The sequence below is a fragment of the Bradyrhizobium sp. NBAIM14 genome (genome assembly GCF_020193895.1).
In the GTDB taxonomy this organism is placed as follows: domain Bacteria; phylum Pseudomonadota; class Alphaproteobacteria; order Rhizobiales; family Xanthobacteraceae; genus Bradyrhizobium; species Bradyrhizobium yuanmingense.
In genome coordinates this window covers 186,980-207,901 of record NZ_JADYVQ010000008.1, presented here as the reverse complement: position 1 = coordinate 207,901, position 20,922 = coordinate 186,980, and the positions used below count along the sequence as shown (strand labels likewise).

At 65.6% G+C, this 20,922-nt stretch carries 18 protein-coding genes; 7 read left to right on the top strand and 11 right to left on the bottom strand.

Annotated features, from left to right (window positions below):
- Positions 1–12 precede the first annotated feature (12 nt).
- Positions 13–1,464, top strand: a complete 1,452-nt coding sequence (locus I6F28_RS21115) for an aldehyde dehydrogenase (protein WP_225140863.1) — start codon at positions 13–15, stop codon at positions 1,462–1,464.
- Positions 1,465–1,516: 52 nt separating this feature from the next.
- On the opposite strand, the gene I6F28_RS21110 is transcribed toward I6F28_RS21115, so the two are convergent.
- The 3 genes from I6F28_RS21110 to I6F28_RS21100 form a co-directional block, all read right to left on the bottom strand.
- Complete coding sequence (locus I6F28_RS21110; protein ID WP_225140862.1) at positions 1,517–3,757, bottom strand: TonB-dependent siderophore receptor; 2,241 nt, start codon at positions 3,755–3,757, stop codon at positions 1,517–1,519.
- 326 nt (positions 3,758–4,083) lie between these two features.
- Positions 4,084–6,072: a primary-amine oxidase gene (locus I6F28_RS21105; protein ID WP_225140861.1), complete on the bottom strand. Its 1,989-nt coding sequence runs from the start codon at positions 6,070–6,072 to the stop codon at positions 4,084–4,086.
- Between the two features lie 15 nt (positions 6,073–6,087).
- Complete coding sequence (locus I6F28_RS21100) at positions 6,088–7,278, bottom strand: serine hydrolase domain-containing protein (RefSeq protein WP_225140860.1); 1,191 nt, start codon at positions 7,276–7,278, stop codon at positions 6,088–6,090.
- A gap of 183 nt (positions 7,279–7,461) precedes the next feature.
- On the opposite strand from I6F28_RS21100, the gene I6F28_RS21095 reads away from it, so the two are divergent.
- Positions 7,462–8,451, top strand: coding sequence for a helix-turn-helix domain-containing protein (locus I6F28_RS21095; protein ID WP_225140858.1), 990 nt, complete (start codon positions 7,462–7,464; stop codon positions 8,449–8,451).
- A gap of 6 nt (positions 8,452–8,457) precedes the next feature.
- On the opposite strand, the gene I6F28_RS21090 is transcribed toward I6F28_RS21095, so the two are convergent.
- The 3 genes from I6F28_RS21090 to I6F28_RS21080 all read right to left on the bottom strand — a co-directional run bounded on the left by I6F28_RS21090 (position 8,458) and on the right by I6F28_RS21080 (position 11,285).
- The gene (locus I6F28_RS21090) at positions 8,458–9,123 is read right to left on the bottom strand and encodes a methionine ABC transporter permease (protein WP_057029183.1); all 666 of its coding nucleotides are present in this window, start codon (positions 9,121–9,123) and stop codon (positions 8,458–8,460) included.
- On the bottom strand, positions 9,113–10,252 hold the full coding sequence (locus I6F28_RS21085; RefSeq protein ID WP_225140856.1) for a methionine ABC transporter ATP-binding protein: 1,140 nt from the start codon (positions 10,250–10,252) through the stop codon (positions 9,113–9,115). The genes I6F28_RS21090 and I6F28_RS21085 overlap by 11 nt, the downstream gene beginning before the upstream one ends.
- 226 nt (positions 10,253–10,478) lie before the next feature.
- Entirely contained in the window at positions 10,479–11,285 is an 807-nt protein-coding gene (locus I6F28_RS21080) for an enoyl-CoA hydratase/isomerase family protein (RefSeq protein WP_225140911.1), read from the bottom strand.
- 118 nt (positions 11,286–11,403) lie between these two features.
- On the opposite strand from I6F28_RS21080, the gene nthA reads away from it, so the two are divergent.
- From nthA to I6F28_RS21065, 3 genes are read left to right on the top strand one after another with little or no spacing between them, the layout of a single operon-like run.
- Positions 11,404–12,036, top strand: coding sequence for a nitrile hydratase subunit alpha (gene nthA / locus I6F28_RS21075; protein WP_225140854.1), 633 nt, complete (start codon positions 11,404–11,406; stop codon positions 12,034–12,036).
- Positions 12,033–12,692: a nitrile hydratase subunit beta gene (nthB, locus tag I6F28_RS21070; protein WP_057029182.1), complete on the top strand. Its 660-nt coding sequence runs from the start codon at positions 12,033–12,035 to the stop codon at positions 12,690–12,692. Before nthA ends, nthB begins: the two co-directional genes overlap by 4 nt.
- Positions 12,692–13,069, top strand: coding sequence for a nitrile hydratase accessory protein (locus tag I6F28_RS21065; RefSeq protein WP_036028031.1), 378 nt, complete (start codon positions 12,692–12,694; stop codon positions 13,067–13,069). The genes nthB and I6F28_RS21065 overlap by 1 nt, the downstream gene beginning before the upstream one ends.
- Before the next feature lie 109 nt (positions 13,070–13,178).
- On the opposite strand, the gene queC is transcribed toward I6F28_RS21065, so the two are convergent.
- The gene (gene queC / locus I6F28_RS21060) at positions 13,179–13,892 is read right to left on the bottom strand and encodes a 7-cyano-7-deazaguanine synthase QueC (RefSeq protein ID WP_225140852.1); all 714 of its coding nucleotides are present in this window, start codon (positions 13,890–13,892) and stop codon (positions 13,179–13,181) included.
- Positions 13,893–14,019: 127 nt separating this feature from the next.
- Between queC and mazG the strand changes: the two genes are divergently transcribed.
- Positions 14,020–14,865: a nucleoside triphosphate pyrophosphohydrolase gene (gene mazG / locus I6F28_RS21055; RefSeq protein ID WP_225125412.1), complete on the top strand. Its 846-nt coding sequence runs from the start codon at positions 14,020–14,022 to the stop codon at positions 14,863–14,865.
- 18 nt (positions 14,866–14,883) lie between these two features.
- On the opposite strand, the gene hflX is transcribed toward mazG, so the two are convergent.
- From hflX to I6F28_RS21035, 4 genes are all read right to left on the bottom strand, one after another.
- Positions 14,884–16,266, bottom strand: a complete 1,383-nt coding sequence (gene hflX / locus I6F28_RS21050) for a GTPase HflX (RefSeq protein WP_225140850.1) — start codon at positions 16,264–16,266, stop codon at positions 14,884–14,886.
- An 11-nt stretch (positions 16,267–16,277) separates the two neighbouring features.
- Entirely contained in the window at positions 16,278–16,526 is a 249-nt protein-coding gene (gene hfq / locus I6F28_RS21045) for an RNA chaperone Hfq (protein WP_007591126.1), read from the bottom strand.
- Positions 16,527–16,775: 249 nt separating this feature from the next.
- Positions 16,776–18,146, bottom strand: coding sequence for a nitrogen assimilation response regulator NtrX (ntrX, locus tag I6F28_RS21040; RefSeq protein WP_035999365.1), 1,371 nt, complete (start codon positions 18,144–18,146; stop codon positions 16,776–16,778).
- A 17-nt stretch (positions 18,147–18,163) separates the two neighbouring features.
- Positions 18,164–20,572 (bottom strand): sensor histidine kinase, encoded by a 2,409-nt coding sequence (locus tag I6F28_RS21035; RefSeq protein ID WP_225140848.1) that lies wholly within the window; start codon positions 20,570–20,572, stop codon positions 18,164–18,166.
- 173 nt (positions 20,573–20,745) lie between these two features.
- Between I6F28_RS21035 and I6F28_RS21030 the strand changes: the two genes are divergently transcribed.
- Positions 20,746–20,892, top strand: a complete 147-nt coding sequence (locus I6F28_RS21030) for a hypothetical protein (protein WP_167361662.1) — start codon at positions 20,746–20,748, stop codon at positions 20,890–20,892.
- Positions 20,893–20,922 lie beyond the last annotated feature (30 nt).

Below are 20,922 nucleotides of genomic sequence, written 5' to 3'. Positions count from 1 at the left end.
TTGGAGTGCATCATGAACGCGATCGACCTTCTCATCGGCGGCAAGGACCAGTCGGCCAGCAATCAGCGTACCTTCCAGCGCCACAACCCGATCTCCGGCGACGTCGCGACGATCGTGGCGGCGGCCTCGATCGACGACGCGATGCGGGCCGCGGACGCTGCGGCCGCCGCGTTCCCGGCCTGGTCACAGCTCGGCCCGTCCGAGCGCCGCAAGCGGCTCAATGCGGCCGCCGACATCCTCGCGCGCCGTGCCGCGGAGTTCACCGCGCTGATGGTCGCCGAAACCGGCGCCACCGCGGGCTGGGCCGGATTCAACGTGCACCTGGCCGAAGGCATGCTGCGCGAGGCCGCGGCCATGACGACGCAGATATCCGGCGAAGTCATTCCGACCGACAAGCCCGATAATCTCTCCATGGCATTTCGCCAGCCGGTCGGCGTCGTGCTCGGCATCGCGCCCTGGAACGCTCCCGTGATCCTCGGCGTGCGATCGGTCGCGATGCCGCTCGCCTGCGGCAATACCGTGGTGCTGAAGGCGTCCGAGATGAGCCCGGGCGTGCATCGTCTGATCGGAAGCTGCCTGGCGGAGGCCGGCCTCGGTGACGGCGTCGTCAATGTCGTGACCAACGCGCCCGAGGATGCGCAAGCGGTGGTCGAGGCGCTGATCGCCCACCCTGCGATCCGCCGCGTCAACTTCACCGGCTCGACGCGCGTCGGCCGCCTCATCGCGCTGGCATGCGCAAAGCACCTGAAGCGCGCACTGCTGGAGCTCGGCGGCAAGGCCCCGCTCGTGATCCTCGACGATGCCGACCTCGACGCCGCCGTGAATGCGGCGGCGTTCGGCGCCTTCATGAACCAGGGGCAGATCTGCATGTCGACCGAGCGGATCGTCGTTGACGACAAGGTGGCGGACGCCTTCATCGCCAAGTTCGCCGCCAAGGCCAAGAGCCTTCCCTTCGGCGATCCCCGCAAGGGCAATGTCGTGCTCGGCTCGCTGGTCAGTGACGCCGCCTGCGAGCGCGTCCGGAGCCTGATCGACGATGCCGTCGCCAAGGGCGCCGTGCTCGCTGCCGGCGGTCACGGCAGCGGCACCATCATGCCCGCCACCATCGTCGATCATGTCACGCCGGCGATGCGGATTTATGGTGAGGAGAGCTTTGGTCCCGTCGTGACCGTGGTGCGCGTGAGCGGGATCGACGAGGCCGTGCGCGTGGCCAACGACACCGAATACGGCCTCTCTTCCGCCGTGTTCGGCCGCGACATCGCCCGTGCGCTCGGCGTTGCCAGGCGAATCGAGGCGGGCATCTGCCACGTCAACGCCCCGACCGTGCATGACGAGCCTCAGATGCCGTTCGGCGGCACCAAGGCGTCTGGCTACGGCCGCTTCGGCGGCAAGGCCGCAATCGACGAGTTCACCGAACTGCGCTGGATCACCGTTCAGACGGGGCCGCGGCACTATCCGTTCTGATCGGGGGGAGGAACAGGTCCGGCCTCCAAGGCCGGACGTCCTCGGATGGTGCTCACCAGCGGTAGGTCAGCCTGGCGATGGCTTTCCGCCCTTCCGCGTAGAAGCAGCCCGCCAGGCTGTAGCACGAAGCGACGTAGCGGGTGTCGGCGAGATTGGTGACGTTCAGTGCCAGGCGCCAATTGTCCCTGTTGTAGGCCAGCAGCGCGTCGAGAACAGTCGACGATCCCACCTTGAACGTGTTGGCCTCGTCGCCCCAGGTCGCGCCGACATAGCGGATGCCACCGCCAAATTGAAGCCCCGCGAGCGGCCCGTTCTGGAGCGTGTAGTCGCTCCACAGCGAAGCGCGGTTGAGCGGCACCGTCGTCGGCGCCTTGCCGACATTCACCGGATCCTGCGTGACCATGGCGTCGACATAGGCATAGGCCGCGCGCAGGTTCCAGCCGTCGGCGAGCGACATCGTGCCTTCGAGCTCGAGGCCGCGCGACTTCACCTGCCCGATTTGCTCGTAAAAGAATGCTGCAGGCACGTACACAGCGACGTTGTCGCGCGTCAGGTCGAACGCGGCGAAGGTGAACAGCGCGTTCCAGCCGATCGGCTGGTACTTGACGCCGACTTCGTACTGGACGCCGGTCTCAGGATTGAGCATCTGTCCGCCGAAGCCGGTCGCGAGCAACGGCAGGAACGATTCCGAATAGCTGAAATAGGGCGCGATGCCGTTGTCGAAATTGTACATCACGGCGGCGCGGCCGGTGAAGGCCGAAGCGTCCTTCGCTATCGTCGTATTGGCGATACCGTTATCGACCTGCGTGGTCACGAAATCCTGACGGCCGCCGAGCTGGAACGAGAGCCGGCCGAGCTTGATCTGATCCTGCGCATAGACGCCGACCTGGGACTGCTTGACGCCGGTGTTGTCGTACATGGCGCCGATGGCGTAGTCGTAGCTGTAGTTCGGGTTGAAGACGTTGATCTCGGGGGACGAGGTCGTGACGCCGAAGGCGGTGTCGCGGAAGGAGGTGTTGCGATAGTCGACGCCAACCAGCGTGGTGTGGCTGAGAATGCCGGTGGTGAACTTGCCCTGGAGCTGGTTGTCCACGGCGAATGAGTTGATGTAGGAGTTGCTGTAGCTGCCATAGCGCGCGAGCTGCCCTGCGGCTTCGTTGGTATAGCCGCCGCCGTAAAACACCTTCTCCTCGTTGTGCTGATAGGCGTAGCGCAGATTTTGCCGGAACGTGACGTTGTCGGTGAAATTGTGCGCGAGCTGGTAGCCGACGGTTGCGATCTCGGTGTTGAATGCGTCGAAGCCCGGCACGCCCGCGAAGAACGAGACCGGGATGGTGCGGCCGTTGTTCGGCCAAACCGTGCCCGAGGCCGGCAGGAACTGAAGGCCCCACCCTGCCCGGTCCCGCTGATAGTTGGCGAGCAGGGTGATGGTGGTGTCCTCGTTCGGCTTGAAGGTGACGGCGGGCGCGATGAAGACGCGATTGTCCTTGCTGAAATCGACCTGGGTCTCGCCGTCGCGCACGACGCCGGTCAGGCGCCACAGCACCGTGCGTTCCTTGTTGGCGGCGCCGCCCATGTCGAACTGGCCCTGATAGCGGTTGAAGCTGCCACCCGAGATCGAGACCTCGCCGAACTGCTGCGCCGTCGGCAGCTTGGTCACGTAGTTGAGAACGCCGCCTGTGCCGCTGCCGCCATACATCGCGGAGGACGGACCCTTGAGCACCTCGATACGCTCGGCCCCATAGGGCTCGAGGCCATTGAAGTGCACGTAGTTGCTGGAGGGAATCCGCAAGCCGTCGACGAAGAGGCCCGGCATCGTCATGTCGAAGCCGCGGATCTGGAGGCCGCCGAAGCGGGTGTCCGAGCCGCCATTGACGTCGCCGCTGACGCCGGCGGTGTAGCGCAAGGCCTCGCCGATCGAGACCGCGCCCTGGTTTCTGATCTGGTCGGTGGTGATGACCGACACCGACTGCGGCGTTTCGATCAAGGGCGTATCGGTCTTAGTGGCGGTGCCGCTGCGCGTCGCGACGAAACCGCGTACCGGTCCGTTGGCGCGTTCGCTCGTGGCACCGTTCGATGCTGCCGACTGAGTGGGCGCGGCCTGCTGCGCCGGGCCCCGACGATTGGCGCGTGCGGTTCGCGCCGCCGCAGCCCGTCGCGACGACGCAATCGCCGCTGGACGGGTGCGCTGCGTCGGCGCTTCGACGGTGACAGAGGGAATCTGCGTCTGGGCTTGGGCAGAGCCGAAGGGCACGGCGAGAGCGAGTGTGCTGGCCGCACCGAGGAAGAGCATCTGGATTTGTCGGCGGCGCGTGTTCTTACGCGAAGAAGGTTGGAAATCGGTCACGTCTGTTGAGCCCCACGCACTGCCGGCTTTGCCGGTATCGATCTTGATGGCCCGCCCTAACTCAGGCGGTTTCGGAGTGCGATAGGAACGGCGTTAGAATTTCTCCAGACGTGTGCACAGCACGTGCGACGGATGCGCTCATGCGCGCTGCTTCTTTGGGATTGGAATGCTTCTAGAATGTTTCTGTCAGTGTGTCAGGACCCGACCGCGTGCCACGGCCGCGTCGCGCAATCAGTGTTGCGACCAAAGCCAAGGGTGCGAGCGGATGAAGGTCACGTCCAGTCCGCGTGACAACAGGTCGTGCTCTTCTCGCCAGCCAGCACGCTGCGGCTGTTGCGGTCCGGCGGAAGGTCGCCAGCCGCATTCGCCGCAAAGAATCCGGTTGGCTTCAACACGAAGCCGGCATATTCCACCGGCATGATCGGAAAGTCTTCGGGCTTGCAGACATGGGTGTGGCCGAAGGAGTGCCACACCACGATGTCGGCATTCTCGATATTGCGATTCTGCGCGGCATAGCGCGGCAGGCCGTCACCGCCGGCGTGAACGTTGGGATAGTCGCCGCTGGCGTATTTCTCGGCCGGATCGAATGCAGTCACCCAGACATGCTTGGTGGCGAAGCCGCCGCGCTTGCGCACGTAACTACCCTCCTGGGCCAGCATCAGCGGGCTGGGATTGACGACGAGCTTGTAGGCCGGTGCACCGCCGACCGAGTTGATCTCGTTCGGATTACTGATCTTCCAGAATCGGCCGGTCTCGCCATTGGCGACCGCTGCGGCGTCGCGCTCGCGCGACAGCACGCGCGTGGTGGTGTCGAACACGTTGCCGTGCGGATTGTCGTCGCCCCAGGGCCGCGGCACGAACTCGTGCTCCGTCACCGTGTTACCGCCGCCGTCGAGATCCATATGCAGGCGGACGTTGAAGAAGTGCTGGTGCGTGGGGCCGCCGAGATTATCGTCGACCATGCCGCCCCATCGGTACTTTTCGCCCGGCCGCACCGCGGCGGTCTGGATGATGCCGGTGAGTTTCGTCTCCAGCTGAATCGTGCCGTCCTGATAGAGATACCAGTAGAAGCCGTAATCGTAATTGCCGACGGTGGCGAAGAACGAGATCACGAGCCGTCGGGATCTCCGCACCTCGAAAAGGCCGTTGCGAAACTCGTAGTGCTTCCAGGCAATCCCGTAATCCTCCTCATGCATGCAGATCGCGTTCTGCATGACGAAGGGCTCGCCCTTGTTGTCGGCGGCAGGCACGTCGAAATAGTGGATGTTGCCGAGGCAGTCGCAGCCCAGCTCCAGCGCGTTGGCGAGCATGCCGAGCCCGTATTCGCCGGCATCGAAAGCCGACTTCCAGAAGTGGCTAGCGGTCGGATCGGCATAAGGCACCACCATCTCGGTGACGCTGGCGCGGTGGATCAGCGACCGCTTACGCGCGCCGTCCTGGTAGGCGAGCTGATGCAGCACGAGACCCTCGCGCGGCGTGAATCCGACGCGGAAGCTCCATTTCTGCCAGTCGACTTTCCAGCCGTCGACCTTGAAGCTCGGCCCTTCCGGCTGCTCGATATGCAGCGGCTTGATGTCGGTGCGCGGGTTTGGCACCTCATGCGCGCCGTAGTTCCGTTTCTTGCGCGGAATCGGCACGATCGGATCTTCATCCGTGAGCTCGATGACCTTGCCCCCGATGAGGTCGACCACAGCGACCACGCCCTCCATCGGATGGGCGTAGCCGTTGTCCTGGAGATGCTCGCGAAAATAGCTGACGGCCCGGACAATGCGGGCGCCGCGCTCGAACGCCTTGTCGAAGAATCCGGAGGAGAACGGGTCGACCTGGACCAGCTCGATGTCCTTGTCGGTCAGCCCGCGCCGAACCATCGCCGCCCGCCAAGCGGGATCGGCCTTCACCACGGCATCGCACTTGAACAACTCTTCCAGCATCACCGGCGGCTGCCCATAGGGCGCCTCGCGGTTCGGCACGACCTTGCGGCCGACGATCTCGCCGCGGCCGAGGTCGACGATATGCTCGATCGCCTCGCCCGTGGCGACGTCGAGCGTCAACGCGAAGGCGCGGCGTCCCACCTCGCCTGAAGCCAGCTCCTGCTTGGTCGGCTCCTCCAGCCGCACCGTCGGGAAACGGCAGTTCGCCGCTGAAGTGGCCGCGGCCCGCACCAAAGCGCAAGCCGCGCTGATCTCGTCGGCCGTCAGCGGATCGAGCGGATGCGGTGTCGCGGTCTGCGCTTGCGGTTGGGCTTTGGCGGTTTCAAGCATGAGGACGTCCAAATATCAGGCGAGATGTGCGGTGATGGCGCGGAAGGCAGCAAACCAGCGCTGGTCGATCGACACGTCCATCGCCTTGGGCTGTGTTGCGAGCTTGACGATGACGGTGTCGGAGTCGAGGTCGACATAGAGGTGCTGGCCGTGAATGCCGATCGCGGTGAGCGCGTTGCGCGAAGGATCGATGGTGAACCATTTGCTGCGGTAGCGCGCGCCCGGGAAGAACTCGGCGAGGTCGCCATCGGCCCACGCCTTGGGATCACCGTTCTCGCGGATATCGTCGATCCACCAGCCCGGCACCACCTGCCGGCCCTCGACGACGCCGCGGCAGCGGATCATCTCGCCGAAGCGGACGAGATCGCGCGCGGTGACCGAGATGCCGCCGGCAATGCGGCCCATGCCGTGGCTATCGAGTGTGAGAGAGCCGTCCTCCTCCGCGCCCAGGGGCTGCCAGAGAAACTCGGAGAGAATAAGATGGTAGGGCATCCCGCAGGCGCGTTCATACACCCAGCCGAGCACCTCGGTATTGGGCGAGACGTAGTGGAACACCTTGCCGTGCGGTTTGCCGCTGCCGCGCAGCGTCGTCAGATAAGCGCGCTGATGGCTGGGCTCGACGTCCGGCGGCGGCACGTCCCAACCCGAGGAGAACCGATAGCGCGCGAGGTCGCCGGCGGGGTCCTCGTAATCCTCCTCGAACTTGATGGCGACGGCCATGTCGAGCAGGTTGCGGACGGTGCAGCCGGCGTAGACCGATGTCTCTAGCTCCGGCACGTAGCGCAGCACCCTCGCCTCCGGATCGACCAGGCCGCGCGCGGCCAGCACGCCGCCGAGCGTGCCAGCGATCGCCTTGCTGATCGAGCAGATCAGATGCGGCGTGGTCGCGCTCATGCCGTCGCCGTACCATTCATGGATCAGCGTGCCCTGATGCATCACGAGGAGCGTGTCGGCAAAGGTTTCGCGCAGCGCGCATTCGATCGTGGTCGCTTTGCCATCAGGCCCGGTGAAGCCGAGCTTTGCCAGTTCGCGCGGGGCGCTTCTCATTGGCGTCGGCCGGGCGGAGCGGCGAATCTCTGCGGTCGGCAGCACTTCGCGGGTGTGGGTAAAACCCCAGCGGATCGCGGGAAAGCTGCGCCAATTGGCGCGCGTCACCTGAGCCTCGGGTACGGGCGGGCTGCCGCGCATGACATCGGTCGGTCGCATCTCGATCCCTCCGCGAAGCGCCGTCCCGGCAGCGATGTCGGAACGGCAGGACGGAAGCCTGCACCGCGGCGCTGTCAGGCGTTATCGAGATCCAGCAATATTTTGCTGGACAGCGTCTCTGGTCGTGCCAGTCTGGCGTGGTTCCTGCTCGCTGCTCGGCTCAAGGATTTTCGACGTACTGCCATGGCCTTAACGGCAAATCTTCCGATTCAGGACTCGGCTGCGGGCCTGCTCCAGGCGAACAGCACGGATGTCGATGAGCATTGCGCAAGCCTCGGCCGCTGGCGGCTGAGCTACGATCAGATCAGCGCCGGCGCGTTCCGGGGCAGTTTCACGCAACTCTCCTTGCCGCGGCTGGAGGTGTTCTGCGAGATCACCAGCCAGCAGGTCCGCCAATATGGCCAGCTTGGCGCCGACAGTTTTGGCATCGGCCTGCCCTGGCACGGCGATGGCGAGCTCAGCTTCAACGGGACCGGTGTCAACGGCGCCCGCGTCCTCGCCAGCATCGACGCCGAGATCGACATGTGTACCCCGAAGGCCTTCGAGCTGCGCGGCGTCGTTGCCAGCACGGTGTTGGTCGCAGAGCTCGCCGCCCGGCTCGAGATCGAGCTGCCGCGCACCGCCCGGCACCGGCTGCAGGTGATCGAAATGGCGGAAGCGCCGGTCGCGCGGCTGCGGGCGCATCTGGCCGCCATTCAAGCGACGATCACGACCGCTCCGGCAACGTTCAACGATCCGGCGGCGCGGCAGGCCCTGGAAGACGCCCTCCTCGTCGAGATCATGGACATGCTGCCGACCGCACGTCCGAGCGATCCCGGCCGCAGCGCGGCGGGTCGGAAGCGAACCGTGGATCGTGCCCGCGAGCTGATGCATGGCAGGGGCGATCGCTCGCTCTCGCTGCTGGAGGTCTGCAAGGCCGTCGGGGCCAGCCCGCGCAAGCTCGGCTATTGCTTCCAGGAGGTTTTGGGCACGAGCCCGATGCATTATTGGCGCGCGATGCGGCTGAACCGCGTGCGGCGCGATCTCAAGGGCGCCGGCGGCAACGAGACCTCGGTATACGACGTCGCGGTGCAGCACGGCTTCTGGCACTTCAGCCAGTTCTCGCTCGACTACAAGCGCCACTTCGGCGAGCTGCCCTCGCAGACGCTGCGTCGCGCGAGGTGTGCCGCCTGATCGGACTCAGCGATGCCGCAGCCGGCGATTGACCCGGCGCGCCAGATAATCGCCGGCGCTCTGGACGATCTGCACAAGGGCGATCAGCACGACCACGACGGCCAGCATCATCTCGGGCATGAAGCGCTGGTAGCCGTAGCGGATGCCGAGATCGCCGAGGCCGCCGCCGCCGACTGCGCCGACCATCGCGGAATAGCCGAGCAGGCTGACCACGGCGAGCGTCAGCGCCAGCAAAAGACCCGGCAGCGCCTCCGGGATCAGGACCTTGAGCACGATCTGGAGCGGCGAGGCGCCGAACGAGGACGCGGTCTCAATCAGGCCACCGTCGACCTCGCGGATCGCAGCCTCGACGAGGCGCGCGATGAACGGCGTCGAGGCGATGGTCAGCGGCACGATCGCGGCGGTCGAGCCGATCGAGGTGCCGGCAACGAGGCGCGTGAACGGGATGATGGCGACGACGAGGATGATGAAGGGCGTCGAGCGCGTCGCATTGACGACGATGCCGAGCACGCGATTGACGATGGGCGCTGCGAACAGCTCGCCTTTGCGGCTGGTGGCCAGGAACACGCCGAGCGGCAGGCCGAAGGCGGTGCCGAGCAGCGCCGCGATGCCGACCATGTACAGGCTTTCGAAGGTAGCCTGGACGATCAGGTTGATGAGTTCAGGCGACATAGCCGAGACGCTCCGCCGGGAATTGATGTTGAGAGAGCCAGGCGAGCGTCCGCGTCACTGCGTCCTCGCCGCCGGGAATGCCGAGCGTCAGCGAGCCCACATGCTGGCCGCCGATCTCGTCGATGCGCGCCGACAGCAGCGCGACATCGAGCCTGAGCTCGCGCGCCAGCCGTGCCACCACGGTGTCGCCGGCCCCTGCCCCGCGCACCTGGATGCGGATCACGGTCTGCCCGCCGGCAGGCGACTCTGAGACGATCCGGCTTGCCAGCGAGACCGGCAGGCTGTCGCCGATCACCTCGGCCAGGAAGGACTGCGTGATCGGATGTTTTGGATGCGTGAAGATGTCGGCGACGTGACCACTCTCGACGACGCGGCCGGCGTCTAACACCACCACGTCCTTGGCGAGCTGGCGCACCACGGACATCTCATGCGTGATCAGCACGATGGTCACGCCGAGCTCGCGGTTGATGTTCGCGAGCAGATCGAGGATCGCGCGCGTGGTCTGCGGATCGAGTGCCGAGGTCGCCTCGTCCGACAGCAGCACGCTCGGCCGCGTCGCCAGCGCGCGGGCGATGCCGACGCGCTGCTTCTGGCCGCCGGACAGTTCGGAAGGATAGCGGTCGTGCTTGTCGGCGATGCCGACCAGCGCGAGCAGCTCGGCGACGCGGGCCTTGATGTCGGTCTTGGTCCAACCGGCGATCTCCAGCGGCAGCGCGATGTTGTCGGCCGCGGTGCGCGAGGACAGCAGGTTGAAATGCTGGAAGATCATGCCGATCGAGCGCTGCGCCAGCCGCAGCTCGCGGCCGGCCAAGGCCGAGATATCGCGGCCGTCGACGATCACACGGCCCGTGGTCGGCTTCTCCAGGCCGTTGATCAGCCGGACCAGGCTCGACTTGCCGGCGCCGGAGCGGCCGATCACGCCGGTGATGGAGCCGCGCGGAATGGCGAAGTCGATGTCTTGCAGCGCGTTGACGCCGGGCTTGCCGCGATAGGCCGGATAGGTCTTGGAGATGCCGGCGAAACGGACCATCGCGTCCGGCACGGCGGGCGCGGGTGAAATCGCTTCGAGCGTTTCGATCGGTCGTCCGATCGCGAGCGATTGGTGGGCATTCATGGAGATGGCCTTCATGCACGATAGCTCGGTCACCCGCATGCCCAGGGCACATGGGAACCGGTCGCGTCTGCGACGGGGTGAAAATGGCGATGGGGGCTCAATCGAGCGCGCTGCACCGCAGCACGCACCTTCGCTGTTTCTGGTCTTCCTTGCAATCTCAGATATTTGGAGGGACTTGGACGAAATTTTCCCGCTCGTCTCCTGGCGAGGAAGATTTATCCGCCGAATATCGGCGCTGTGATCACCGACCCCGGAACCGCGGCTTGCGGCGCGTCAGGAACGCCTCCACGCCCTCCTTGTGGTCCTCGCTGAGGCTGGCGAGCGCGAACTGGTCGACATCCATATGGCTCGCAAGGTCGTCCAGCGCATGCGCGAGCCGGTTGACGGTCAGCTTGGTCATGGCGACGGACAGCGGCGGCTGCGCGGCAACCTTGCGGGCAAGCTCCATGGCGGCATCGAGCGCATGGCCGGGATCCGCCACCTGCTCGACGAGCCCCCATTCATAGGCCTCGTCCGCGCTGATACGCTGGTCGGCCAGGATCACCGCCTGCTTGGTGCGGGCCGGCCCGATCAGATGCAGCATGCGCGGGATGCTCTGCCAACTCATGTTCATGCCGAGCCCGATCTCGGGCACGCGCAGATGCGCATCGCGCCCCATCACACGGAAATCGAGCGCCACCGCGAGGGCAACGCCGCCGCCGACGCAAAAGCCTTCGATCGCGGCGATGGTGATCTGCTCCATCTCTTGCCAGGCGTGCGTCAGACGCGGCCCGAGCTTGAGGTGCCGCCGCAGCGCGCCGAGGTCCATCTCCTTGCGCGAGCGTCCCTCGGCGTCCTTGAGATCGAAGCCGGCGCTGAAGGCGCCCGAGCTGCCGGTCAGCACGACGACCGAGGTCGCTGCATCGTCCTCGAAGCTGCGCGCGGCCGCCGTGAGTTGGCGCAGCGCCTCCGGCGAGAGCGCGTTGATGCCGTCGCCGCGGTCGAAGCGCACGACCGCGATCCGCCCCTCCGGCCCGAGACCCTTCTCGATCTTCACGTAATCGGTCACCATCATCTCCACGCTGTTTGCGGGATGCTAGCGTACAAATGCCCTCACGCATACGTGCCAGGACTGCGCTGCAACGAGCCCTCGACAGCCCCTAGCCATTGCGCCTATCTTCCGCGGCATGAGCCAAGATCACGACCATCATCACCACGATCACGATCATTTCGAGCTGTCCGAGACCGAGCTGCGCGTGCGCGCGCTCGAGACGATCCTGACCGAAAAAGGCTATGTCGAGCCGGCTGCGCTCGACGCTATCATCCAGGCCTATGAGACCAAGATCGGCCCGCACAATGGCGCGCGCGTGGTCGCCAAAGCCTGGACCGATCCGGCGTTCAAGACGGCGCTGCTGCAGGACGGCTCCAAGGCGATCGGCACGCTCGGCCATGTCAGCCGCGTCGGCGATCATCTCGTCGTGGTCGAGAACACGCCCGAGCGGCACAACATGGTCGTGTGCACACTGTGCTCCTGCTACCCCTGGGAAATGCTCGGGCTGCCGCCGGTCTGGTACAAGGCCGCGCCCTACCGCTCGCGCGCGGTGAAGGACCCGCGCGGCGTGCTCGCCGATTTCGGCGTCGCGCTGCCGAAGGACACCGAGATCCGGGTGTGGGATTCCACCGCCGAGACGCGCTTCCTGGTGCTGCCGATGCGCCCCGCGGGCACGGAAGGCTGGAGCGAGGAGCAGCTCGCCGAGCTCGTGACGCGCGACTCCATGATCGGCACCGGTTTCCCCAAGACGCCGGGCGCACCGTCGTGAACGGCGTGCACGACATGGGCGGCATGGACGGGTTCGGCAAGGTCGAGCCTGAGCCGAACGAGCCGATGTTTCACGAGGAATGGGAGTCGCGCGTGCTGGCCATGGTGCGCGCGATGGGCGCGGCCGGCGCCTTCAACATCGACACCTCGCGCTTCTATCGCGAGACCTTGCCGCCGCACGTCTATCTCTCGAGCTCTTATTACAAGAAATGGTTTCTCGGGCTCGAGGAGATGCTGATCGACAAGGGCTATCTCACCCGCGAGGAGGTCGCTGCCGGCCATGCGATGCAGCCTGCAAAGGCGCTCAAGCACGGCAAGTTCGACCGCGCCAATGTCGAGCGCGTGATGGTGCGCGGCAAGTTCGGCCGCCCTGCCCCGGCTCCGGCGAAATTCAACATCGGCGATCGCGTCCGCGCCAGGAATATTCATCCAGCCACGCACACGCGGCTGCCGCGCTATGTCCGTGGCCATGTCGGCGTGGTCGAGCTGAACCATGGCTGTCACGTGTTTCCTGACACGGCGGCGATGGAGCGCGGGGAGAACCCGCAATGGCTCTACACCGTGGTGTTCGAGGGCCGCGATCTCTGGGGCGAGGACGGCGATCCCACGCTGAAGGTCTCGATCGACGCGTTCGAGCCCTATCTGGATCCGGCGTGATGAGCAGCGCGCTTGCGGCCGCCGCGACGGCGGCGATCCCGAGCATTCCGTGCGACGACGACGGCCCGGTGTTCCGAGCGCCCTGGGAGGCGCATGCCTTCGCGATGGCCTTGAGCCTGCACGAGCGCGGCGTATTCACCTGGCCGGAATGGGCCGCAGCACTCGCAGACGAGATCAAGCGCGCCCAGGCCGCCGGCGACCCTGATACCGGCGAGACCTACTATCTGCACTGGCTCGCCACGCTGGAGGGCCTCGTCGCCCGCAAGGGCGTCGCGTCGATGGAGACGCTGCACCGCTATCGGAATGCGTGGGACCACGCCGCCGATCGCACGCCGCACGGCAAGCCGATCGAGCTCAGGCCGGAGGATTTTGGTTAGCTGTTGCCTCTCGTTATTGCGAGCGCAGCGAAGCAATCCAGAATCCCTCCGCAGTGGCAGTCTCGATTGCTTCGTCGCAAGGGCTCCTGGCAATGACGACAGAGCGAGCTTACCGTCCCGCCACGTACTCGTTCCACCCCTTCGCCCGCAAACTGCAGGCCGGGCACTCGCCGCAGCCGTAGCCCCAATCGTGCCGTGCGCCGCGTTCGCCGAGATAACAGGTGTGGGAGTGCTCGCGGATGAGATCGACGAGGCCGTCGCCGCCGAGGTCATGCGCGAGCCGCCAGGTCGCGGCCTTGTCGATCCACATCAGTGGCGTGTGCAGCTCGAACTGCTTGGCCATGCCGAGCGAGAGCGCGGCCTGCATGGCGCGGACGGTCTCGTCACGGCAATCGGGATAGCCGGAATAATCGGTCTCGCACATGCCGCCGACGATGTGGCTGATGCCGCGCCGGTAGGCCAGCGCCGCCGCAAAGGTCAGGAACACGAGGTTGCGGCCCGGCACGAAGGTGTTCGGCAGGCCGTCCGCGCCCATCGCGATCGCGACGTCGCGGGTCAGCGCCGTCTCGGAGACGGCCGCCAGCGTCGGGATCGACAGCGTGTGGCTCTCGCCGAGCCTTGCGGCCCAATCGGCGCGCAGGCCCTTGATGCCGTCGAGCAGGCGGTCGCGGCAGGCAAGCTCGATGGCGTGGCGCTGGCCGTACTCGAACCCCAGCGTCTCCACGCGGGCGAAGCGGCTCAGCGCCCAGGCGAGGCAGGTGGTGGAATCCTGGCCGCCGGAGAACAGCACCAGCGCGGTTTGTGAGGAAAATGCATCACTCATGGCCCGCGCTTTAGCATCGCACGACTTGCCCGCCAATCGGTGGAAATCGGCCAGTTCCGCCGCCTTGCGCTGGGATCGGGGGCCCGCTTTTGGCATAAGGCTCTGTATCCCAGGAGACTGCCCGGCAATGACCCCTTCCCGCGACATTTCCCGCCTGATCGAGATCATGGCGGCGCTGCGCACGCCGGTGACCGGCTGCCCCTGGGACCTCGAGCAGGATTTTTCGACGATCGCGCCCTACACGATCGAGGAAGCCTATGAGGTGGTCGACGCCATCACCCGCGGCGATCTCGACGATCTCAGAGAGGAGCTTGGCGATCTCCTGCTCCAGGTGGTGTTCCACGCCCAGATGGCTTCTGAGCAGAACGCGTTCAATTTTGGTGACGTGGTCCTGGCCATCACCCGCAAGATGATCCGCCGCCATCCCCACGTCTTCGCCGACAAGGACGGCAATCTCGCCTCCTCCCATGTCAAGGAAGTCTGGGACCGCATCAAAGCGGAGGAGAAAGCCGAACGCGCCGCGCGCCGGCCGCCGGAGGAGGCGCCGACGCACAAGTCGCTGCTCTCGGGCGTGAAGGCCGGCCAGCCCGCTTTGACCCGCGCGATGGAGCTGCAGCGCAAGGCCTCCACCGTCGGCTTCGACTGGAACGACCCGCGCGCGGTGCTGCACAAGATCCGCGAGGAGGTCGACGAGATCGAGGCGGCATTGGACCGCAACGACAAGCAGGAGATTGCGGAAGAGACCGGCGACCTCATGTTCGCCCTCGTCAACCTCGCCCGCCATGTCGATGCCGATCCGGAGGCTGCGCTCCGCGCGACGAATGCAAAATTCGAGCGGCGCTTTGCCTATATCGAGCGGGCACTGGAGGCGCAGGGCCGGACGCTCGAGCAGGCCTCGCTGGCGGAGATGGACGCGCTGTGGAATGCAGCGAAAGTGGAGACGAAGGTGACTTCGGAGACGCGAACCGCGTAGTCCAGATGCGCGCCGGCCTCACGCCGGCAGATGTGGCACGGCGTCGAACCTGTTCACCACGATGTCCCGCTTGGTCTCGTCCACCCGCACGGTCATGTCGAAGCGGCCGTCGTGGAGCTCCTTCGACAGCACCTCGGCGTTGCGATGCAGCCAGCTGATGCCGGCGCCGTCGGCGGCGTCGATGGAGAGATCGAGCGTGGTCCGTTTCGCCGCGAGCCGCTGCTCGATCGCGGCGAGCAGAGCATCGACGCCCTCGCCCGACACGGCTGAGACCAGCATCGCCGGATGATCCTCCGGCCTGCGCGCGGCGATGTTGAGCAGCTCTTCGCGTTGCTCGGGGTCGAAACGATCGATCTTGTTCCAGACCTCGATGATGCGGCCGGAATCATCAGGGTTGATGCCGAGCTGGCGCAGCACCGCATCGACGTCGCTCTGCTGCGCTTCGGCGTCTTCATGCGAGATGTCGCGGACATGCAGGATGACATCGGCTTCCAGCACCTCCTCCAGCGTGGCGCGGAAGGCGGCGACGAGCTGCGTCGGCAGGTTGGAGATGAAGCCGACGGTATCCGAGAGCATCGCCTTGCCGCCATGCGGCAGGTTGAGCGCCCGCAAGGTGGGATCGAGCGTCGCAAACAGCATGTCGGCCGCCTGCACGTCGGCGCGGGTCAGGCGATTGAACAGCGTCGACTTGCCAGCATTGGTGTAGCCGACCAGCGCGACGACACGATACGGCACGCGTTGACGGCCGGCGCGATGCAGACGCCGCGTCGCCTGCACCTTTTTCAGCTCGCTCTCCAGCTTGGAGATGCGCTCCTGGATCAGGCGGCGGTCGGCCTCGATCTGCGTCTCGCCGGGGCCGCCCATGAAGCCGAAACCGCCGCGCTGGCGTTCGAGATGGGTCCAGGAGCGCACCAGGCGCGAACGCTGGTAGTTGAGATGCGCAAGCTCGACCTGCAGCGAGCCTTCCCGGGTCTTGGCGCGGCGGCCGAAGATTTCGAGAATGAGCCCGGTGCGGTCGAGGACCTTGGCGTGCCATTCCTTTTCGAGATTGCGCTGCTGGATCGGCGACAATGCGCAATCCATCACCACGAGCTCGACCTCGAGGGTCTTGATCAGCCCGGCGATCTCCTCGACCTTGCCCTTGCCGATATAGGTCGCGGGGCGGATCTGGCTGACCGGCGCGATGATGGCATCGGCAATGACGAGATCAATCGCCCGCGCGAGGCCCGCGGCTTCATCGAGCCGGGCCTCGGTATCGCGCAAGGCATGAGTCACCGATTGCACGTCGGCGCTGCCCGCGCGCACGCGCAAGTAGGGGCCGATGACAAGCACCCGCCCCGTCTGCGTAGCCCCTGCCGACCGCGGACGGTCGGCATCCCCGTCGAAATTCCGGGGTTCCAATCAGGTCACTCTCAAGCCGGCTGGTCCTCGCCGCCTTCGAACAACTGAATCGGAGCGCCCGGCATGATGGTCGAGATCGCATGCTTGTAGACGAGCTGCGAATGACCGTCGCGCCGAAGCAGCAAACAGAAATTGTCGAACCAGGTCACGATGCCCTGGAGCTTCACTCCGTTGACCAGAAAGATCGTCAGTGGCGTCTTGGTTTTGCGAACGTGATTAAGGAAGGTGTCCTGTAGGTTTTGTGCGCGGTCTGCCGCCATTGTTTTTTTCTCGCTTTGAGTTTCTTTTTATTGCGCCGGATGCGGCCCTCTTTGTGGAGTTCGGGGCTTCCTCCGGTTGCCGTCCTTCATGAGATCCCCCTCGGAAGGAACAGCGGTTCGATTAGAGGACAGGTCGGGATATTAGGCAAGCCGCTTGAAGCGGCAGGCGTGGCCCTATTGCCCCGAAAAATTACGGAAATCGATGATTTTCTTTGCCTATTCCCGAGATGCCGCCGCAGCGTCGCAGCATTAGCCGACGCCGAGCGCTTTCAACTTCCGGTGCAAGGCCGAACGTTCCATACCAACGAACTCGGCCGTTCGAGAAATATTTCCTGAGAAACGGCTGATCTGTGCAATCAAATAGTCGCGCTCGAACACCTCGCGTGCTTCGCGCAGCGGCAGGCCCATGATGTGCTCGCCATTGTTGCTGGTCGGCATCGCCGGCACCATCGAGCCGACGTCCTGCGGCAGCATGTCGGCGGTGATGATGACTTCCGGCCCGCCGGCGGCCAGAATCATGACTCTTTCAACGTTGTTGCGGAGCTGGCGCACATTGCCGGGCCAGACATGCGATTGCAGCACCGCCATCGCGTCCTGACCGATCTGGCGCTTGGGCAGGCCGCTGCCGGCCGAGATCTGCTCCATGAAATAGTCGATCAGCTCCGGAATGTCCTCGCGCCGCTCCGACAGTGCGGGCACGCGGATCGGCACCACCGAGAGCCGGTGGTAGAGGTCCTCGCGGAAACGGCCGGCTGCGATCTCCTCCTCGAGATTGCGGGCGGTCGATGAGATGATGCGCACGTCGACCTGCACCTTGGCGGTGCCGCCGACGCGCTGGAACGACTGCTCCACCAGCACGCGCAGGATCTTGTTCTGGGTCTCGCGCGGCATGTCCGCGATCTCGTCGATGAACAGCGTGCCGCCATGCGCCTCTTCGAGCGCGCCGGGCTTGCGCGGCTGCTCGCCATTGGACTGCTCGACGCCAAACAGCTCATGCTCCATTCGCTCGGGCGTGATCGCGGCGGCGTTGATGACGACGAACGGACCGTCGGCGCGGCCCGAAGCGATATGCAGCGTGCGCGCGGTCAGCTCCTTGCCGGCGCCGGCGGGGCCGACGATCAGGATGCGGCTGTTGGCCTTGGCCGCCCGCTCGATGGTTTGGCGCAGCTGGTTCATGCTGGGCGAGCGGCCGACGAGCTGGCTGGCGCTCGGGGCGAGCTGCTTCAGCTCCTTGACCTCGCGCTTCAGCCGCGAGTTCTCCAGCGCTCTGGTCGCGACCAGGATGAGGCGGTCGGCCTTGAACGGCTTCTCGATGAAGTCGTAGGCGCCGCGCTTGATCGCGGCGACCGCGGTCTCGATGTTGCCGTGGCCGGAGATCATCACGACGGGCAGGTCGGCATTGTCCTTCTTGACCTGCTCCAAGAGCTGCAGGCCGTCGAGCTTGGAGCCTTGCAGCCAGATGTCGAGAAACACCAGATGCGGCCGACGATTGGCAATCTCGGCGAGCGCCGTGTCGCTGTCACGCGCGGTCCTGGTGACGAACCCCTCGTCTTCGAGAATGCCTGCAACGAGATCGCGAATATCGGCTTCGTCATCGACAATCAGAATTTCACTTGCCATGGATCGCGCCTGTCTTGTCAGCTGCCTGTTGAGGCTTCGATTTTGGTTGAATCATTGGTCTTTTCAGCCGGCTCTTTGGTTCCGGCGGCCGGCTCTTTTGTTGCCTGGGTCGCGACGGATTCCGTCGCCGTTTGCGTGATGTCGGGCTTGGAGGTTATCCCATTCGCACCGTTGACCGCCGGCCCTTGCTCCGTTGTCGCGGATTTCGCGGGTTGTCCTGACACGGCAAAGCGCATGCGCATCCAGGCACCGCGCTGGCCTGGACGGAAGTCGGAGGCGTCCTTCAGCTCGATCCGCCCGCCATGGTCTTCCAGCACGCGGCCGACGATGGCAAGGCCCAGCCCGGTGCCCTTGGCGCGCGTGGTGACGTAGGGCTCGAGCAGGCGCGAGCGCGCGACCTTGGGCAGGCCGATGCCGTTGTCGATGACGTCGATCAGCACGTCGTCGCCCTCGCGCGACACCACGACGTCGATACGCCCCTTGCCGAGCTCCTCGGGCGGGACCTGCTCGATCGCCTCGGTGGCGTTCTTGACGATGTTGGTGACCGCCTGCGAGATCAGGCGCCGATCGAACTGGGCGCGCAGCGGATCCTGCCTGAACTCGGCCTCGATGTCGATTTCGGGATGGGCGACCTTCATCAGGAACACGGCCTGGCGCACCGTGTCGGCGACGTCCTCGCCTTCCATCACGGGCTTCGGCATCCGCGCAAAGCGCGAGAACTCGTCGACCATGCGCCTGATGTCGTCGACCTGGCGGACGATGGTATCGGTGCACTGGTCGAAGATCTGCTTGTCCTTGGTCTCGGTGATGTCCTTGCCGAACTTGCGGCGGATGCGCTCGGCCGAGAGCTGGATCGGCGTCAGCGGGTTCTTGATCTCATGCGCGATGCGGCGCGCCACGTCGCCCCAGGCCGAGGTACGCTGCGCCGAGACCAGCTCGGTGATGTCGTCGAGCGTGATGATATAGCTGTCGTGCGGCTGGTTCTTCTCGGCGCTGACGCGGACCGACAGGTTGCGCTCGGTGCCGTCACGGGTGATCGTGATCTGGCCCTGCACCAGGCGCTGGGTCCCTTCCCGCGCCGTCTTCATCATCTCGTCGAGCTCGGGCAGCACGTCGGAGAGCGGATGGCCGAGCGTCTCGGCTTCGGAGTGCCCGATCAGTTTCTCTGCGGAGCGGTTGAGGATGCCGACGCTGCCGGACGCGTCGACGCCGATGATGCCGGCGCTCGCGGATGACAGCACCGCCTCGATGAAGCGGCGGCGGCTGTCGATGAGGTCGCTGGCATTGACCAGCTCGTCGCGCTGGCTGCGCAATTCCTGCGTCATCTTGTTGAAGGTCTCGCCCAGCTGGGCGAGGTCGCCCTCCGACTGGTGCACCGGCACCTGGACGTGCAGGTCGCCGGTCGAAACTGTATGTGCCGCGTTCATCAGCCGCCGGATCGGCGAGACCAGCGAGTTGGCGAAGTTGAGACCGATCAGCACCGAAGCCATGAGGATGGTCAGCGCGATCACCGCGAACATCAGCGCGAAGGCGACCTGGATACCGAGCCGGCGCGATTCGATCTGGGCGTATTCGGCGACGCTGACCTCGGTCTGCTTGAGCTGATTGACGACATTCGGATCAAGCGGCCTGGCGACATAGAGGAAGGTGTCGTTGAAGGCGCGCAGGCGGATCACCGCGGCAACGAAGCTCGCATCGGGAAGGACCGCGATCTCGGGCTCGTTCTCGTTGACGTTGCTGAGAAAGTCCGGCGCGGGCGGCGAATAAGCGAGCCGCATGCCGGTGTCGGCGGATTCCAGGATGTTGGTGTTCTTGTCGATGATCATCGCGCCCGGCAGGTTGCGCGACGCGGCGCTCGCCGTCAGCATCTCGCGGAACGAGCGGCGGTCCTGGTCGTAGAGCGGCCGGGCATGGGCGATGTCGTTGGCCATGCCGAGAATGTCGCCGCGGATCAGCTGGGCATGGTCCTGCATGTAGGCCCGCGCGATCGTCAGCGAGTTCTGGATCACCTCCTTGGTCGGCCCGGAGAACAGCCGGTCGAGGCCACGCTCGATGGTGACGTTGGCGACGACGGCGACCAGCACCGCCGGCAGCACCGCCACGATCGAGAACAGGCTGACGATCTGGACGTGGAGACGCGCCGCCGCCCTGCCCCGCCGCCGCGCCAGGATCAGCTGCCAGAGTTCCCGGATAATGATCCCGACCAGCAGCAGGATCGTGGCGGCATTGATCAGATAGAATGTGCGGACCACCCCGGGCGTCGGCTCGATCGTGCTCAGACCCGTCAGGACCAGGAAGGTCAGGAAGGCCGACAACAGCGCCAGCGCTACGGCAAAGGGTGCCAGCCAGCGTCGCACCGACCAGCGCCGGGGCTCTTCCGCTGGGGCCGTGTCAAAGTGTGCGGCCGAGGTATCTGCGCTGGTCATTCCGGCAATGATGCTGAAAACGGGTCCGCGGACGCGCGGATACTGATGTATTCGTACCACATTGTTGCCGAATTGCGACAATTCCGCGGCGTGTTCGCCCTGGCGGACCCGCGCAATCCACAGGCACATGCCGCCTGGGCGGAACGGATTCCCGCCGTCCCGGCTTAATCCGCATGGATAGGATCTTTCTCGCGACGATGGTTTCGGCCGTTCTGCTGCTGATCGTGGCCGCCGACCTCCTGGTCAACGGCCTCGGCCTTCAGCAGCCGCCGCTGAATGTCGCGAGCGTGGTGCCAGCCTCCGGCGGACTGGTCAGATAGGCGCAATGGCCGCGCTGCGGCCGACGACCA

What these genes read in the sequence shown, in the direction of transcription:
- I6F28_RS21065 (WP_036028031.1), top strand. Translation starts at nt 12,692, where the DNA reads ATGAGCAGCGCGCTTGCGGCCGCCGCGACGGCGGCGATCCCGAGCATT.
- nthA (WP_225140854.1), top strand. Translation starts at nt 11,404, where the DNA reads ATGAGCCAAGATCACGACCATCATCACCACGATCACGATCATTTCGAG.
- I6F28_RS21115 (WP_225140863.1), top strand. Translation starts at nt 13, where the DNA reads ATGAACGCGATCGACCTTCTCATCGGCGGCAAGGACCAGTCGGCCAGC.
- I6F28_RS21035 (WP_225140848.1), bottom strand. Translation starts at nt 20,572, where the DNA reads ATGACCAGCGCAGATACCTCGGCCGCACACTTTGACACGGCCCCAGCG.
- mazG (WP_225125412.1), top strand. Translation starts at nt 14,020, where the DNA reads ATGACCCCTTCCCGCGACATTTCCCGCCTGATCGAGATCATGGCGGCG.
- I6F28_RS21100 (WP_225140860.1), bottom strand. Translation starts at nt 7,278, where the DNA reads ATGCGACCGACCGATGTCATGCGCGGCAGCCCGCCCGTACCCGAGGCT.
- ntrX (WP_035999365.1), bottom strand. Translation starts at nt 18,146, where the DNA reads ATGGCAAGTGAAATTCTGATTGTCGATGACGAAGCCGATATTCGCGAT.
- I6F28_RS21090 (WP_057029183.1), bottom strand. Translation starts at nt 9,123, where the DNA reads ATGTCGCCTGAACTCATCAACCTGATCGTCCAGGCTACCTTCGAAAGC.
- hfq (WP_007591126.1), bottom strand. Translation starts at nt 16,526, where the DNA reads ATGGCGGCAGACCGCGCACAAAACCTACAGGACACCTTCCTTAATCAC.
- queC (WP_225140852.1), bottom strand. Translation starts at nt 13,892, where the DNA reads ATGAGTGATGCATTTTCCTCACAAACCGCGCTGGTGCTGTTCTCCGGC.
- I6F28_RS21105 (WP_225140861.1), bottom strand. Translation starts at nt 6,072, where the DNA reads ATGCTTGAAACCGCCAAAGCCCAACCGCAAGCGCAGACCGCGACACCG.
- I6F28_RS21030 (WP_167361662.1), top strand. Translation starts at nt 20,746, where the DNA reads ATGGATAGGATCTTTCTCGCGACGATGGTTTCGGCCGTTCTGCTGCTG.
- I6F28_RS21085 (WP_225140856.1), bottom strand. Translation starts at nt 10,252, where the DNA reads ATGAAGGCCATCTCCATGAATGCCCACCAATCGCTCGCGATCGGACGA.
- I6F28_RS21095 (WP_225140858.1), top strand. Translation starts at nt 7,462, where the DNA reads ATGGCCTTAACGGCAAATCTTCCGATTCAGGACTCGGCTGCGGGCCTG.
- I6F28_RS21110 (WP_225140862.1), bottom strand. Translation starts at nt 3,757, where the DNA reads ATGCTCTTCCTCGGTGCGGCCAGCACACTCGCTCTCGCCGTGCCCTTC.